The sequence below is a fragment of the Candidatus Tumulicola sp. genome, from assembly GCA_035601835.1.
GTDB lineage: Bacteria > Vulcanimicrobiota > Vulcanimicrobiia > Eremiobacterales > Eremiobacteraceae > DATNNM01.
The window spans coordinates 26076-42481 of the sequence record DATNNM010000007.1 but is presented as its reverse complement, the minus strand read 5'-3'; the positions used below and the strand labels follow the sequence as shown (position 1 = coordinate 42481).

Here is a 16406-nt window from a genome sequence, read left to right as displayed (position 1 = left end):
TTGAACCAAGCTTTTTCCTGAAGGTGCAATGCTAACGCGTACGTTGCCTCCGCTTCTCATTTCTGCTCCCTGGCGCGCCCGCCCGAAGGCTGCGCTTTGGGTAGGCTCGTACCCGCCGCGCGAGTGCGGCATCGCGACGTTCACTGAAGATATCCGCGGCGCGTACGATGCGCTGACCAAGGAGTCGAGCGACGTCATCGCCGTGACCGATGCCGACAAGTCCTATGCCTATCCCGCATGCGTGATCGGCGAGATCGGGCGCGATCACTTCGCTTCGTACGCCGCTGCGGCACGGCTGGCGAACGCGCACCGCGCAGATGTCATCAACCTGCAGCACGAATACGGCCTCTTCGGCGGCGAGCGGGGCAACATGCTCCTCGAGTTCATGAGTCGCGTCCGCAAGCCGATCGTGACGACGCTGCACACCATCCTCCCGAACCCGGAGCCCAGCCTTCGCCACGTCACGCGCGAGATATGCAACCGCAGTGACGCCGTCATCGTGCTCGCCGAGGCCGGCCGGCGCTTGCTGGACCAGCACTACGGCATCGATCCTCGTCGCGTGCACATCGTGCTCCACGGCGTTCCCGACGTGCCGCTGCGCGTGAGCCGCCATTTCAAGCGCCCGCTGGGCCTGCGCGGCAAGACCGTGCTCTCGACCTTTGGTCTGCTCAGCCGCGGCAAGGGCATCGAATACGTCATCGACGCGCTGCCTTCGATCTTCCGGCGGAATCCGGACGCGGTCTACCTGCTGCTCGGTGAGACGCATCCTGGCGTGCGCCGGCACGAGGGCGAAGCCTACCGCGAATCGCTGTGGCAACGCGTGTGCGAACTTGGCATGCAAGATCGCGTGTTCTTCGACGACCACTACATGTCCGACGAAGAAGTCGTCACGCACTTGCTGGCGACCGACGTCTACGTCTCGCCATCCCTCGACCCGCACCAAATCGTCAGCGGCACGCTCTCCTACGCCGTAGCGTGCGGCAGAGCGGTCGTCGCAAGCGCCAGCGCCTATGCGCGCGAACTGCTGGGCGCGGGTCGCGGCATCGTCGTGCCGTTCCGCGACGCTGCAGCCGTCGCTTCTGCGGTCAACTCCATCTTGGGCGATCGGCATCTGCGCACGTCCATAGAGCTCTCCGCCTATCGCTTCGGCCGCCAGATGATCTGGCCGCGCGTCGCCCGCGCATATGAAGACGCGTTCGCTGGGGCGATCCGCCAACAGGTCGTGGTGCGCGAAGCCGCGCGGATGCCTGCTGGTGCGGGGCTGCTGCGTGAAGCCCTTCCGGGCCCGCGACCGCGAGTGACGGCGGCCGATTGAGCCTGCGGGCGGTGCATGCCGAACGCGCCCATAGCGCGCCGGACTGGTCCAGATATACCGCCGAGGCGCTGGCCGGAAGACTTCCTCGCTTCGATCATTGCCTGAATCTCTTCGATCGCTTCGGCATGGTGCAGTTCGCGCGCGGAGCGGTGCGCGATCTAACGTCCGGCTACTGTCTTGACGATAACGCGCGGGCGCTCATCGTGGCGACCCTCGCGCTTGCGCTGAAGCAGGACGACCAAGACGCCGCTGCTATCGGCCGCGCCGCGCTGCGCTTCGTCGAGACGTCGCAGCGCGCAGACGGCGCGTTTCACAACCTGATGGACGAGCACGGCGATTTCACCGACGAGATCGGCTCGCCGGATAGCATCGGCCGGGCGGCGTGGGCCTGCGGCGTGACGATGAGTCTGTGTCCGCGCGGCATCTGGCGTGAAGCGGTCACCCTTGTGCTCGAGCGCTCCCTGCCGCATCTTCGCGACCTGGAAGGCATCAGGCCGAGGGGCTACGCTCTGCTCGGGCTGTGCCACGCGGCGAAGAGCCTACCCCAGGTGCGGCCCCAGGTCGATGAACTCGCCTTAGACCTCGCGTCGGCCTTTGAGGCGAACGCTTCTGACGAGTGGCCGTGGTGGGAACCCGAATTGACTTGGGGCAACGGGCGCTTGCCCGAGGCGATGCTGCGTGCCTTTGAGGTGACCGGCGAGCAGCGCTACCGCGACATCGGGATGCGCTCCCTGAATTTTCTCGCCTCGGTCACCCAGCCGCAAGACACGTTCTTGCCGATCGGCAACGACGGCTGGTACGTGCGCGGCAAGCGGCGCCCGCTGTACGACCAGCAGCCGATCGAGGCTTGCGGTATGGTGGACGCGTGGCTTGCCGCAGCCAAGGTCACCGCAGACTCGGGCTATCGCGATCGCGCACTTCGAACTTTCGAATGGTTTTTCGGCAACAACAGCGATGGACTGATGGTGGCGCACCCGCAGACGGGCGGGTGCTGCGATGGTCTCAAGCACGGCAGCCTCAACCAGAACATGGGCGCGGAAAGCACGTTATCGTACTTGCACGCGCACCTCTCCATCGCGCATGGCTAAGCATCACGTGTAGGCGTTGAAGCGGATCGGGGCGAAACACAACGGTTAGCCTATGGATCCGCTTGAACTCCTGAACGAAGAGCAGCGCGCGGCGGCGTCCCACACGGACGGCGCCGTCCTTATTTTTGCGGGCGCGGGCAGCGGCAAGACGCGCGTCTTGACGCATCGCATCGCGCACCTGCTCGCGGGCGACAAGGCGCCCGCGCATCGCATCCTCGCGGTCACGTTCACGAACAAGGCGGCCGGCGAGCTCAAGAGGAGGCTGCATGCGCTCGTCGGACCACAAGCGCACGGTTTGTGGGTCGGAACGTTTCACTCCATCGGCGTGCGCATTCTTCGCCGCGACGGCAAGACGGTCGGCGTCGCTCCGAATTTCGTCATCTACGACGAAGCCGACCAACGCAGTCTTCTAAAGGAAGTATTGCGCGACCTCAACCTCGACGAACGGCATTATGCGCCTGGCGCGGTGCTGGCCCAGATCAGCCGGGCAAAAGAGCGGCTGATCGATCCGGCGGCGTTCGCGGACTCCGCCGACGGTCAACTCTCGCCCAACGTGGCAGCGCTGTATTCGGAGTATCAGCGACGTCTCAATCTGTCCAACGCGCTGGATTTCGACGACCTCATCATGCGCACGATCGCGCTGCTGCGCTCCGGCAGGAGCGAGGCCAAACAATGGTCCGAGCGCTTCGCGTACATCCTCGTGGACGAGTACCAGGACGTCAACGAAGCGCAATATCGAATGGTGCGCGGTCTGTCCGCTGGATCCGGCAACATCTGCGTCGTGGGCGACGACGATCAGTCGATCTACGCCTTTCGCGGGGCGGATCATCGCATTATCCTGCGCTTCGAGCGCGACTTCGCCAACGCCGCCACCTATCGGCTCGAGCGCAACTACCGCTCGACCTCGCCCGTGCTGTCGGCGGCCAACGCGCTCGTCGCCCACAACACCCAACGCCATCACAAGAAGTTGTGGACGTCGCGCGAGAGTGGCAAGCCCGTGCGCGTCTACGCCGCATCGACTGACCGTGACGAGGCGCGTTTCGTGGTGGAGACCATCCGCGAAGGCGTCATCGGCGACGGGCGCAGTTTGGGCGATCACGTGGTGCTGTACCGCACGAACGCGCAATCGCGTGCTTTTGAAGAGGCGATGCTCGTGGCCGGCATGCCGTACCGCGTGGTCGGCGGGGTCGGTTTCTACGCCAGGGCCGAAGTCAAAGACGCGCTGGCCTACCTGCGTTACTTGCTCAATCGCGACGATGGCGTGAGCCTGCGCCGCATCATCAATGCGCCGAAGCGCGGCATCGGGCCGACCACGCTGAACTCGATCGCCGACGAGGGCGCGCGCCGAGGACTGACGTTCGCAACGGCGCTCGCGGATCAAGACGTGGTGGGTGCGGTAGCACCGAAGAAGGTCAAGGATATCGCGTCGTTCATGCGCGACATCGAGGCCTTTGCGACGATCGCCAACGATCAGGGGCCGGCAGCCGCGCTGCTGTCGATCATCGAGGACACGGGGTACGCGCGCGAGCTGCGCGAGGAGGACACGCCCGAATCGCGCGCCCGCCTCGAGAACCTTGAGGAACTGATCGGCGTGGCGCGCGACTACGCCGAACGCGAGGGGCCCGACCTTGCCGGCTTCTTGTCGAACATCTCGCTCGTGTCGGACCTCGACGCGATGAAGGAAGGCGAGTCAGCCGTCACGCTCATGACGCTGCACATGGCCAAAGGCCTGGAGTTTCCCGTCGTCTTCCTGTGCGGACTTGAAGAAGGCATTTTTCCGCACAACCGCGCGCTGGTGGACCCGCACGAGATCGAAGAGGAGCGCCGCCTATGCTACGTCGGGGTGACGCGCGCCATCGATGAATTGTATCTCACGTACGCCAAACGCCGCACGACGTTCGGCAGCGCCTATCTCCATCCGCCATCTCGCTTTCTCGAGGAGATGACAGGCTTGGAGTTTCTCAACGCGCCGGCGATGCCTAGCATCGGACTCGGCGGGACCTGGGAGGACGTCGCCGTTCCGGCTCCGATCGAGCGCGAGATCGAGCTGGTCGCGGGCGACGCGGTCAGTCATCCGAAATTCGGCAGCGGCGTGGTTTTGGAAGTGCGCGGCGCGGGTGGGGACGCGTTCGTGACGGTCGACTTCGGAGCGGTCGGCCGCAAGAGCATCATGCTCAACTACGCGAGATTGGAAAAGGTCCAAATTTAGTTCGTGAGAACATCGCCATGATGATTCGCGTCGGAGTTGCGGGAGCGCACGGCAAGATGGGGCTTGCGACCGTGGCAGCGCTGCGCGCAGCCGATGACCTCGAATATGCCGGCGGGCTCGTGAAGCCGGGCACCGCACAGGGCGCCGACGAGTTCGACGCCTTCGTCGATTTGGTGCAGCGGGCCAAGCCCGACGTGCTGGTCGACTTCACCGTGTTTCCCTTTTCCAAAGAATTAGCGCTCGCGGCGATCGGGCGCTGCGTGCGGCCGGTCATCGGCACCTCGGGCTACTCTAGTGACGACATCGTGGAACTGCGCGCGGCGTGCGAACGATCTCGCATCGGCGCCGTGTTCGCGCCGAACTTCGCGCTCGGCGCCGTGCTGATGATGAAGTTCGCAGCCGAGGCGAGCCGCTACTACAAAGCGGTTGAGATCATCGAAATGCACGAGTCGGGAAAAAACGATGCGCCGTCAGGCACCGCGATGGCGACGGCGCGACGACTGGCAAAGACCGGCGCTTTCGATCGCGCGCAGACCAAACTCACCCGCGCAGAGGGCGCGCGCGGCGCCGCGCTGGACAACGTCGGGGTGCACAGCCTGCGCTTGCCCGGCGTGGTAGCGCATCAAGAAGTGCTTTTCGGCGGTGTTGGGGAAACGCTCTCCATCCGCCACGACTCGTTCTCGCGCGAGTCGTTCATGCCCGGCGTGCTCCGGGCGGTGCGCGCAGCGCCGGGATTAGACCGCTTCGTGGAAGGTCTGGAAGAGTTGTTGTGAACGCGGGCCCGCGGCCGCAAAACGTCGCCATCGTCGGCGCGACCGGATTGGTCGGCGAGACGCTGCTGCGCATTTTGGACGAACGGCGCTTTCCGGTCGCGGCGCTGCGCTGCTACGCCACCGCGCGCTCGGCAGGCGCAACCGTGCGGGCGTGCGGCGTGGACGCGACGGTCGAGCGGCTCGAGGACGTGAGCGAGCCTTTTAGCGGCGTCGACGTCGCATTTTTTGCGGGTGGCGACGCGGTGAGCCGGCGCTACGCGCGCGGCGCCGCCGCAGCCGGCGCGCTGGTGGTGGACAAATCAACCGTTTATCGGCTCGATCCGTCCGTTCCCTTGGTCGTGCCCGAAGTCAACGCGGGCAGCATCGGAGCTCATCAGCTGATCGCGAATCCCAACTGTTCCACCATCCCGCTCGCCGTCGCGCTCGCGCCGATCGAGCGCGCTTTCGGCCTGTCGTGGGTGAGCGTCTCGACCTACCAAAGCGTCTCGGGTGCGGGAAAGGACGCCGTGGAAGAACTCGCGGCGCAGAGCGCCGGCAGCAGCGTGCGCGCCGCGCTGCCTCGCCGCATCGCGGGCAACGTCGTGCCGGAGGTCGGCCCGTTCGGCGACGACGGATATGTTGAAGAAGAGCAAAAGATCGCCGCCGAGCTGCAGAAGATCCTTGCACTGCCCGAGCTGCGCGTCTCGGCCACCACCGTGCGCGTGCCGGTCGTGGTCGGTCACAGCGAAAGCGTCTCGTTCGCCCCGAAGAAGCCGGCTCCGATCGATGAGATTCGCGCCCTGTTGAAGAGCGCGACCGGCGTGCGCTTCCTCGAGGGCAACGCATACGCGACGCCGCTCGAAGCCGCCGGCAGCGACGAGGTTTTCGTCGGGCGCCTACGCGCCGACCACGCGCACCCCGGAGCGTACTTGTGCTGGATCGTCTGCGACAACTTGCGCAAGGGCGCGGCGACCAATGCCGTGCAGATCGTCGAGGCGGCGCTGCGCGAGCGAGCAAGAGTGCCGGCGTGAGCGCGCGCGCAAGCGGAGCGCAACAGCCGCGGGCCGCGGCGCGCGAAGTCGTCATGAAGTTCGGCGGCTCATCGCTTGCCACGCCGGAACTGAGAGCTCTTGCCGTCAAGCGCGTGCGCGATAAGCTTGCAGCGGGTGCGCGGCCGGTCATCGTCGTCTCAGCGCTGGGGCGAGCCCCCGCGCCGTATGCCACCGATACGCTGTTAGACCTCGCCCCCGGCATCAAAGGCGGTCCCAATCGGGATCTTCTGCTTTCGTGCGGCGAGACGATTTCGGCGAGCATCTTTGCCGCGCTGCTGGAAAGCGAAGGCATCCCTGCTCGTGCGCTGACCGGCGCTCAAGCGGGCATCCACACCGACGCGAACCACGGCGATGCTCGGGTCGTTGCGGTCGAGCCCGACAACCTCCGCACGCTGCTCGACGCGGGCGTCACGCCGGTCGTGGCCGGCTTCCAAGGGATCGCGGAGGACGGCAGCGTCACCACGATAGGACGAGGCGGCAGCGACCTCACGGCGGTCGTGCTTGCGCGCGCGCTCGGCAATGTGCAATGCGAGATCCTCACCGACGTCGACGGCGTGATGAGCGCCGATCCCAAGCGTGTGCCCGCCGCGCACACAGTCGAGGAACTCACGTTTGAAGAGCTGGACGAACTCGCGGGCCTCGGCGCCAGCGTCATGCACGACAAAGCTGCGCAGGTCGCGCGCGACGGGCGGACGCCATACTCTATCCGCAGTCTGCGGACCGGCGTCGGCACCGGCGTCGGGGCCGAGCGCACGCTCGCGTCGGATCATCCGGTGACGGGCATCGCGACGATGCTCGGGTACACCTTTCTGCACGTCGTGCCCGAAGCAGCCGCCATGCCGGGTGGTTGGGAGACCGAGATCTTTCGCGTGATGGCGGAATCGGGCGTGAACCTCGATTGCATCAACGTCAATGCGGCCGGCGTGTTCTTCATCGTGCGAGACGACGAGCTTGAACTGGCGCGCAAGCTGCTCGACGCGCTGCCCGTCGCAGCCCGTGCCACGCGCGACTGTGCGAAGATATCCATCGTCGGCTCCGGCATGCGCGGCACTCCGGGCGTCATGTACAAAGTCGTCAAGGCGCTCGTGTCCAACGGGGTTCCGATCATCCACAGCACCGATTCGAACATCACGATCTCGATATTGGTGCCGGGCGCCGTGGCGGCCGCGGCGGAGCAATCCTTGCACGACTACTTCGGCCTAGGGAAGGACGCGTAACATGTCACGATTCGGGCCCGTCGTCACCGCGATGATCACCCCGATGCGCGACACCGGCGCTGTGGATTACGACGAAGCCGGGCGGCTTGCGGCGTGGCTGTGCGAGCGCGGTACGACGGGCTTGGTGATCGCGGGCACGACCGGCGAATCGCCGACGCTGAGCGATGAGGAGAAATTGCGCCTCTTCGTGGCCGTCGCTCAAGCGGTCCGCGGCAAAGCCAAAGTCATCGCCAACACCGGCGGCAACGACACGCACCACTCGGTCGAACTGAGCAAGAAGGCCGAGCAATGCGGCGTGGACGCGCTGTTGCTCGTCGGACCGTACTACAACAAGCCTCCCCAAGCCGGCTTGATCGAGCATTTCACGGCGATCGCAGATGCCGTAAAGACCCCGATCGCGATCTACAACATCCCCGGGCGCACCGCAGTCAACATCCTGCCGGACACGATCGTGAGTCTGTCTAAGCACCCGCTCATCGTCGCGGTCAAAGAATCCAGCGGCGACCTGATGCAGATCGCGGAGATCATCGCCCGGGTGGCGCCTGATTTCGACGTCTACTCCGGCGACGATCACCTGACGCTGCCGATCGCGGCGATCGGCGGACGCGGCATCGTGAGCGTCATCAGCCATGTCGCGGGTGAAGACGTCCGCGCCATGCTTGACGCGTTCCAAGCGGGCGACAGCGGCCGCGCCGCCGCGCTTCACGCGAAACTCCTGCCGCTATGCAAGGCGCTCTTTGCGGTGACCAGCCCGATCCCGGTGAAGGCGGCCATGCGGCGCTTCGGCTTCGCGACCGGACGCTGCCGTCCGCCGCTGTGTCCGCTGAACGCCGAGCAAGAGCGGGCGCTCGACGCAGCGATCGCGCCATGGCTTCGGACGCTGGCCGCCGCACCGGCGCGTTGACCGCCGGCACACTCGCGCAGAACTCCGTCAGGATTCTCGGCTGCCGGGTCGATCGCGTCGACATGGCGGGAGCCGTCGAGCAAATCGCCTCCTTTATAGAGGCCGGGCGCTTCGCGCAGGTCGTGACGCTGGGCGCCGAAATGGCGAACCTGGCATACCGGGACGAGCGCTACCGAGACGTCATCAACGCTGCAGACCTGGTCGTGCCCGATACCCTTGGCATCGTGCTCGCATCGCGCTGGCTCGGGCGCCCGGTTCCGGAGCGCGTTCCCGGCATCGACCTCCTCGAGCGTTTGTGCGCGGAGAGCGTCGCGCGCGGCTGGCGGATGTTCTTGCTCGGCGGCTCCGATGGCGTAGCGACACAAGCCGGCGCCGCGCTCGCCGGCCGGCACGCCGGCCTGCAGATCGCAGGCGCGCAGCACGGCTACTTCCCGGCCGAGGACGGCGAGAGCGTGGCACGCCGCATTCGCGAGTCCGGCGCTCGTCTCGCGTTTGTCGGCATGGGATTCCCGCGTCAGGAATACTGGATCTCCGAGCACCGAAACGCGCTCGGCCCCGTGACGTGCATAGGAGTGGGCGGTGCGTTCGATGTCGTTTCCGGCCGCATGCCGCGCGCGCCGCTTGCGATCCGGCGGGCCGGCCTGGAGTGGCTGTATCGTTTGGTGCGCGAACCTCGCCGCTTCGCGCGGCAACTCGCGCTGCCGGTTTTCGCAGCGCGTGCGCTCAGACAGGCGTTCTTCGAGCGAGGCCATGGCGAGCGGTAGGCGGGCCAACCCCAACGGTCAAAGAGTCCACGCATGCGCGGGATGATCCTAGCAGGCGGTCTTTCCACCCGCCTGTATCCGCTCACGCTGAACGTGCCCAAGCCGCTCGTGCCGGTGCTCGACCGGCCGGTCGTCGCCCACGTCCTCGAATACTTGCGCGCCAACGGCGTCGATGACATCGCCATCAACGTCCACTATTTCGCCGATGCGGTGCGCAAGTACGTCGGCGAGGGCGCGAAATGGAACGCGCGCATCACGTATCTGCACGAGACGGAACTCATGGGCAGCGCCGGCGCGGTCAAGCAGCTCGCGGCCCGGTTCAACCAGACCTTTGTCGTCATCGGCTGCGATGACGTCACCACCATCGATCTTGCGGCGGCCATCGCCTTCCACCAGCGACGCGGCGCCACCGCGACGATCGTGCTGGCGCAAGCGGAGAACGTCAGTCAGTACGGCGTGGTGGTGACGGATTCGGACGGGCGCATCAAGAGCTTCCAAGAGAAACCGGTGCCGGGGACGGAGCTGAGCAACTTCGTCAACACCGGCGTGTACATCTTCGAGCCCAGCGTCCTCGAGCACATCCCGGCCAACACGTTCTACGATTTCGGCAAGCAGGTCTTCCCCTATCTCTTGAAGGCCGAAGAGCGCTTCTACGGCATGCGCCAGGAGGCGTATTGGTGCGACGTCGGCACGCCGTCGGAATACCGGCGCGTGCATCGCGACGCGTTGACCGGCGTCGTGAAGCTGGCGATCGCCGACGGCGCAGCGCTGCGCGACGGCGTGCTGACCGGTCCGGGCGTCACGCTCGATCCCAGCGCTCGAATCGTTGGGCCGTCGTGCATCGGCAGCCGCTGCGTGATTGAAGCGGGCGCGCTCATCGAGCAGTCGATCCTGTGGAGCGGCGTACGCGTCGGCGCGGGCGCGCGCATCCGCGACGCGATCTTCGGCGTCAACGCCGTCGTAGCGCCCGGCACGGTCCAAAACGGCGGTGAATATGCCGTCGCGGGGCACATCACCGCGCGAGACGCCTAAGCCAGTATTCTTGCGCCAAGCGCGACCAGCGAGATGTCTGCGCGCGTGGTTTCGGTGAGTTCGCCGTCCACGTGCATCGCCACGCTTCGCGCGAACTCGATCGTGAGTCGATCGGTGCGGATCGCGGTGACATTCGGATCCTTGCCGTGCACGCCGGCCTTAATGCGCTGCATCAGCCCCAGCCGCCGGAAGAGCCCGAGCACGTCGCGGAACGCGTAGCAATCCAACATCCCATCGTCTAGCTCGGCGAGCGGAGCACCGCGAAAGCCGCCGCCGTACCACTTGCCGTTGCCGATCGTGATCATCACGAGGTCGTCAAACGGCACGGGGCTCTGTTCGGCGGCGGCTACGCGTGAGCCGACCGGCTTGACGGTGAGCAAGCCTCGCAGCGCCGCCAAATAGTACGACGCTGCATGAAAGACGCCGCGCGCACGGATCGCGGCCGCCATGCGAGCCACCTCGGCGTCCAGTCCGATGCCCACTCCGTTGACGAAGCGCTTTCCATTGACGATGCCGAAATCGATCGAACGCTCGCGCCCTCGGGCCAGCACGTCGAGCGCCGTTCGGACGCCGTCGATGTCCAGCTCTCGCGCGAGGTCGTTCCCCGAGCCGCATGGCACGACGGCCAACACGCACCGGCCCGGATGCGCAAGCGCGTTCAACACCGCGGAGATCGTACCGTCTCCGCCGATGCATGCGATGATGGGCTTCTTATCACCTACAAAACTATTGAGCCGGCTCGCGAACTCCTGGTCGCGGCTTAGTTCCAGCACGGCGACCGTCTTGATCTCAGGCGTCGTCAAAATCGCACGCGTTGCCGCGATGACATTGCCGCCGCCCGAGCGCGGATTCGCGACGATGACGCATGCCCGTGCTGTCACGTCAAACGCCCAGGCTCTTTTCCAACCTCGAGCGCTGCGCAGCAAAGGCGCGCGCCGTGTCGTGCTCGACCACGCGGCCGTGCTCGAGCACGTACACGCGGTCTGCGACGGCGAGCGCCAGATCGATGTTCTGCTCGGCCAGCAGCACCGTCTCGCCGTCGTCGCGCAGCGAAGCGATGGTGCTCTCCAACGAGCGTACCAGCGCCGGACTCAAGCCCTCGCTCGGCTCGTCCATGAGCAGAAGTGTGGGATTGCGCAGCATCGCGCGAGCGATCGCAAGCATCTGCTGCTCTCCGCCCGACAGATTCACGCTCGATTGACCGGCCCGCTCGCGCAAACGTGGGAAAAGGTTGAAGATCCGCTCGCGGGTCCAAGGTCCGGGGCGCGGACTCAAGTCAAGCTCCTCGGCCACGCTCAGGCCGGCGAGCATGTGACGCCCCTGCGGCACGAGCGCCAGCCCAGCGCGTGCCCGAGCGAGCGTGGAGGCGCGCGCCAAGTCGCGGCCATCCAACCTCACCTTGCCGGCCGACAACGGCACGAAGTTCATCAGCGCATGGAGCAACGTGGTCTTTCCCATGCCGTTGCGGCCCAGGATCGCGACCACTTCGCCTTTGCGGACGTCGATGGAGACGTCTTCGAGCACGAGCGCCTCGCCGTATCCCGCGCGTAGACCACGCACCTCAAGCAGTACCGGGCCGGGAGCACGTTCGGGCCGGCGAGCCGCCACCGCGGCGCCGCTGCCCATGTACACTTCGATCACCGCCGGGTTGTTGCGAACGTCATCCGGCGGGCCCTCGGCTAGCACGCGGCCATTGTGCAGCACGGTCATGCGGTCGGCGAAGGCCTGCGCGAACTCGAGATCGTGTTCGATGAGCAGGATCGTGAGATCGCGCGGCAAGCCCCGCAGCAACGCGCCGATCCGATCGCGCTCCGACTTCGCCAGGCCGGCTAGCGGTTCGTCGAGCAGCAGAAGATGCGGCCGCTGCGCCAACGCGCTCGCAAGTTCCAATTGGCGCGATTCGCCGTGAGAGAGGCTGCCGGCGAGGCTCCCCGCTCGCGCAAGCAGCCCGACTGCGTTCAGCGCCTCGCGTGCGAGCTGTTCGTGATGGGCAAAACGTTCGAGCGGCGTCACGCAGTTCCAACGATGACCCTCGCCCGGCAGCAATGCGAGCACGACGTTTTCCAGGACGGTAGCCTCGGGGAACAAACTGCTGGTCTGAAAGGTGCGCGACAGCCCCAGGCGCGCGATGCGTTCCGGCGACATGCCGGTCGTGCGCACGCCTGCCAGGTCCACGTCGCCCATCGTGGGCCGCAGCTCGCCGCTGATCACGTTGAACAGCGTGCTCTTGCCCGCTCCGTTGGGACCGATGAGCGCGCGACGTTCGGCGCGCTCGATCGAAAGGGAAACGCCATCCAGCGCGACCACCCCGCCGAAACGCTTGGTGACGGATTCGACCTGGAGTTCAGGCATGTTCGCCGCCGCCTCCGACCATCGTCCGGAACGACGCGAAGAGGCTGGTGAGCCCGCGCGGCGTGAACAGCACGATCGCGATCAGCACAGCGCCGATGACGAACATCTCCCACTGGTCGGTCTTCGAGGAGATCCACGCCTCGAGCAGCGTGAAGACCGCTGCGCCGACGACACCGCCCCACAACGTTTGCCGTCCGCCGAGCAGCACCATGACGAGCAGCGTCACCGAATTGGTCCAATGCAGGTCTGCCAGGCTCACGAACGCGCGATGGTGCGCGTGCAAGACGCCGGCGAGTCCGGTGATCCCGCCGACGAGAACGATCGCCCAATACTTGTACCAGAAGGCGGAGAGTCCAAGCGCCCGGACGCGGGTCTCGTTTTGACGCGTCGCCGCCAGCACGCGCCCGAACGGCGAGCGCACGAGCAAACCGAGCGCGAGCATCACTGCGGCCAAGATTCCGAGCGCGACGAGGTAGAACGCCGGGTCGCTGATCGCCAGCTTCGGCACGACGAGCCCGTCGCTGCCGCCGGTGAGGCTGTGCCACTTGTCGGCGGTCGCGTACGCCAATTGCGAGAACGCGAGGGTCACCATGAGGAAGAAGATGCCGTGGCTGCGCAGCGTGAGCGGCGCCGTGACGGCGGCGAAGATGGCGGCGCAGACAAAACCGGCGGCGAGCGTCAGCCACAGATCGGCGCCGAAATGGGCGGCTACGATCGCAGCCGCATAGGCGCCGATGCCGAAGTATGCCGCCTGGCCGAGCGAGACCAGGCCCGCGTAACCCACGAGCAGATCGAGCGCCGCCGCCGCGATGGCATACAGGGCCACTTCGGTCGCCAGATACAAAGCGTAGCCGTGCAGATACAACGGCGCGAGCGCCGCGACGAGCGCGATGCAGCCGAGCAGGATCGTGCGCGGGCGCATCAACCAGCCCTCCCGAGCAACCCCTGCGGCCGGAAGCTCAACACGAGCGCCATCAGCGCGAAGATGAGAAATGAAGCGGATTCGGGGAAGAACAGCCGCCCGAAACCGTCCACCAGCGCGACGATGATCGCGCCCACGAAAGCCCCGGTGATGCTTCCGAGGCCGCCCACCACCACCACGATGAGCGCCAGCAGCATCATGGTGAGGTCGAGACCGGGCGCCAGCGCGACGATGGGCGCACCGGCCGCTCCACCGAAGGCGGCCAGCGCCGTGGCTGCTGCGAAAGTCAGCGCGTTCACCGTGCCCGTCGGGACTCCCAGCGAGGCGGCGATGCGCGGATCGCTCGTCACCGCGCGCATTTTCGCGCCCCATGGCGTGCGCATCGCGAGCAGGACCACGACGAAGAGCACGACGCCCAGCGCGATGATGAACAAATGATACTTGGGATAGAGCACGCCCAGCACCGACACCAGTCCGGAAAGCGCCGGCGGCGCCGGCAGCGCGCGAATATCGGCGCCCCAGATCCAGCGTGTGACGTCCGCCAAGACGAATGCCAACCCGACAGTCAGCAGCACTTGATCGAGTTCGCGGCCGTACAGGCGCCGCAATAGCAAGCGCTCGACCACGATGCCGAAGAGCGCGCCTGCGACCGGCGCGACGAGCAGCGCAAGCCAAAAACTGCCGCTGTGCTGCGCGACCGAAAAGCCGAGGTAGCCGCCCAGCATGTACATGCTGCCGTGGGCCAGATTCGCGATTCGGCCGACGCCGAAGATCAGCGAGAATCCGGACGCCAACAGGAACAACAGCATGGCGAACGCCAGGCTGTTGAGTCCCTCAATCGTATAGAGCTGCAGCGGCACGGCGTTCCTGTGACGTCAGCCGCTGCGGCGCGTCGCCGAAATCCTAACCGGGATCCCGGATGCGCCCGAGGTCCGCGACGACCCTATTGTGCACGCCGGTCGCCGTCAGCACCGCCTCGCGCAGATAAACATCCTGAATGACGTTGTGCGTGACCGGATCGAACTCGAAGCGACCGCGCGGACTGTCGAACTTGACGCTCTCGAGAGCCGCCACGAATTTCTTCTTGTCCGACGTGTCGCCCTCAAGCGCGTTCACCGCGTCCACGATGACGCGCGCCGTGTCGAAGCCGCGCATCGCGTATACGCTGGGATCGGTCCCGTACTTGATCGTGAAGCCTTTGACGAAATCTTTGTTCGCCTGGTTGTTCATCAAGAGCGCCCAATGCAGCGTGCTGCGCGCGCCGAGTGCGGCATCGCCGACCTGAGCCAGCGTGTTCTCCTCCACCATATCGCCGATCACCGCCAGCTTCACTCTGCCGGCCAGGCCATATTGCTTGAACTGATTGAGGAAGATGGTGCCGTCGCTGCCGGCGAGGAAGCCGAAGAGCACTTCCGGCCGCGCGGCCGAGATCTTGGCGATGTACGAGCTGAAGTCGGGGCTGCCGAGCGGCGGATACAGTTCGTCGATGATCTTGCCGCCCGCCGCAGTGTAGCTCTCTTTGAACCCGTTGACGCTTTCGTGCCCGTACGCGTAGTCTGCGGCGATGATGTAGACGCTCTTGGTGAGGTGATCGGCGACCCATTTGCCCAATGGGAAGCCGAACTGCCAAGCGGTGAAACTCGTGCGGAAGATATACGGGCTCTTACGGGCGCGCGTCAACGCGTTACCGCCGGCGTTGGCGACGACGAGCACCGTTTGGGTGCTGTGCACCAGATCGCGGATGGCGTATGCGGCTGGCGTGGCGACGATGCCGGCGAGCAGATCCACTTTGTCCGATTGGATGAGTTTGGTGGCCTTCGTGACAGCGACGCTGGGATCGCTTGACTCGTTCTCGGCGATGACTTGGATGTCGCGGCCGCCCGCCTTGTTGCGCATCTGATCGAAATACAGGCGCATGCCCTTTGTGATCTCGTCGCCGAGCTGCGTATAGACGCCTGACGCCGGGAGGATCACGCCGATCTTGAGCGCGTCGCGCGCCCGGGCCGCGCTCGGCACTAGCTCGGGAAAGAGCGAGAGGCCGCCGGCGGCCAAGCCCGCGGCCACAAAATCGCGTCGCGTGATACGGCTCATGACAATACCCTCTCAAATACTAGTGGGAGCGCAAGGTTCGTCGCGATGAGCCACGCCCCTTCGGGATCACACCCGGATCGCGACGCACGCCGCGCGCACCGAAGCCGCTCCACAACGCCGCAGGACCGCGGCGCAGGCCTGCAACGTGGCGCCAGTGGTCGCGACGTCGTCTACCAACAAAACGCGCGCGCCCGCCAAATCGTTCGCCGACGGACCCGGCACGAATGCGCGCTCGACATTGGCCGAGCGTTCGGGCAATGCCAGCGTGCTCTGCGGCAGCGTGGCGCGCGAGCGCTTGAGCGCCTCCGGCACGAGCGGCGAGCGAGGATGCACCGACGCGATTCCTGACGCGATGACGCCGGCCTGGTTGTAGCCGCGCTCGCGCCGTCGCTGCGCGTGAAGCGGCACGGGCACGACGACGTCGAAAGGCTGCTCGAGTTTCGCGCCGAGCATCGTGCCGAGCTGCACTCCGAGCCGGGGGCGATGGCGATACTTCAAGGCGAGCACGATGTGTCGCAGCGCCGAGTCATAGCGCCCGAGCGCGTCGATCGGCGGAGCCCGATCGTCTCCCGCACGGCGCACGAGCGCGGCGTCTTCGATGCGCGCGAAGCACGCCGCGCAGAGATCACCGCCGAACGCTCCACACGCCGCGCAACGAGCCGGGGCGAAAAAGTCGAGCAAGGCGCGCACAATGCCGTGACATCACGC

15 protein-coding genes are annotated in these 16406 nt (G+C 66.1%); 9 read left to right on the top strand and 6 right to left on the bottom strand.

Features of this window, described 5'->3' with window-relative positions; translation table 11 throughout:
• Positions 1–28: 28 nt before the first annotated feature.
• From VN934_01970 to VN934_01930, 9 genes are read left to right on the top strand one after another with little or no spacing between them, the layout of a single operon-like run.
• Positions 29–1315, top strand: coding sequence for a glycosyltransferase (locus VN934_01970; protein HXM17559.1), 1287 nt, complete (start codon positions 29–31; stop codon positions 1313–1315).
• Positions 1312–2403, top strand: coding sequence for a hypothetical protein (locus tag VN934_01965; GenBank protein ID HXM17558.1), 1092 nt, complete (start codon positions 1312–1314; stop codon positions 2401–2403). Before VN934_01970 ends, VN934_01965 begins: the two co-directional genes overlap by 4 nt.
• Positions 2404–2455: 52 nt before the next feature.
• Positions 2456–4612 carry a UvrD-helicase domain-containing protein gene (locus VN934_01960; GenBank protein HXM17557.1) on the top strand — a complete coding sequence of 719 codons (2157 nt, stop codon included), beginning with the start codon at positions 2456–2458 and terminating at the stop codon, positions 4610–4612.
• Between the two features lie 17 nt (positions 4613–4629).
• Entirely contained in the window at positions 4630–5385 is a 756-nt protein-coding gene (gene dapB / locus VN934_01955; GenBank protein ID HXM17556.1) for a 4-hydroxy-tetrahydrodipicolinate reductase, read from the top strand.
• On the top strand, positions 5382–6395 hold the full coding sequence (locus VN934_01950; GenBank protein HXM17555.1) for an aspartate-semialdehyde dehydrogenase: 1014 nt from the start codon (positions 5382–5384) through the stop codon (positions 6393–6395). Before dapB ends, VN934_01950 begins: the two co-directional genes overlap by 4 nt.
• Positions 6392–7633 (top strand): aspartate kinase, encoded by a 1242-nt coding sequence (locus tag VN934_01945; GenBank protein ID HXM17554.1) that lies wholly within the window; start codon positions 6392–6394, stop codon positions 7631–7633. Before VN934_01950 ends, VN934_01945 begins: the two co-directional genes overlap by 4 nt.
• Before the next feature lies 1 nt (position 7634).
• Entirely contained in the window at positions 7635–8537 is a 903-nt protein-coding gene (gene dapA, locus VN934_01940; GenBank protein HXM17553.1) for a 4-hydroxy-tetrahydrodipicolinate synthase, read from the top strand.
• Complete coding sequence (locus VN934_01935; protein ID HXM17552.1) at positions 8501–9301, top strand: WecB/TagA/CpsF family glycosyltransferase; 801 nt, start codon at positions 8501–8503, stop codon at positions 9299–9301. The genes dapA and VN934_01935 overlap by 37 nt, the downstream gene beginning before the upstream one ends.
• A 33-nt stretch (positions 9302–9334) precedes the next feature.
• A complete protein-coding gene (locus VN934_01930) occupies positions 9335–10333 on the top strand; it encodes an NDP-sugar synthase (GenBank protein ID HXM17551.1) in 999 nt (332 codons plus the stop codon).
• Here VN934_01930 and VN934_01925 read toward each other — a convergent pair.
• From VN934_01925 to VN934_01900, 6 genes are all read right to left on the bottom strand, one after another.
• Positions 10330–11214, bottom strand: a complete 885-nt coding sequence (locus VN934_01925) for a YegS/Rv2252/BmrU family lipid kinase (protein ID HXM17550.1) — start codon at positions 11212–11214, stop codon at positions 10330–10332. The genes VN934_01930 and VN934_01925 overlap by 4 nt on opposite strands.
• 1 nt (position 11215) lies before the next feature.
• Positions 11216–12685 (bottom strand): ATP-binding cassette domain-containing protein, encoded by a 1470-nt coding sequence (locus tag VN934_01920; protein ID HXM17549.1) that lies wholly within the window; start codon positions 12683–12685, stop codon positions 11216–11218.
• The gene (locus VN934_01915; GenBank protein ID HXM17548.1) at positions 12678–13607 is read right to left on the bottom strand and encodes a branched-chain amino acid ABC transporter permease; all 930 of its coding nucleotides are present in this window, start codon (positions 13605–13607) and stop codon (positions 12678–12680) included. The genes VN934_01920 and VN934_01915 overlap by 8 nt, the downstream gene beginning before the upstream one ends.
• Positions 13607–14467 (bottom strand): branched-chain amino acid ABC transporter permease, encoded by an 861-nt coding sequence (locus VN934_01910; GenBank protein ID HXM17547.1) that lies wholly within the window; start codon positions 14465–14467, stop codon positions 13607–13609. Before VN934_01910 ends, VN934_01915 begins: the two co-directional genes overlap by 1 nt.
• A 43-nt stretch (positions 14468–14510) precedes the next feature.
• On the bottom strand, positions 14511–15698 hold the full coding sequence (locus VN934_01905; protein HXM17546.1) for an ABC transporter substrate-binding protein: 1188 nt from the start codon (positions 15696–15698) through the stop codon (positions 14511–14513).
• A 66-nt stretch (positions 15699–15764) separates the two neighbouring features.
• Positions 15765–16379: a phosphoribosyltransferase family protein gene (locus tag VN934_01900; protein HXM17545.1), complete on the bottom strand. Its 615-nt coding sequence runs from the start codon at positions 16377–16379 to the stop codon at positions 15765–15767.
• Positions 16380–16406: the final 27 nt, after the last annotated feature.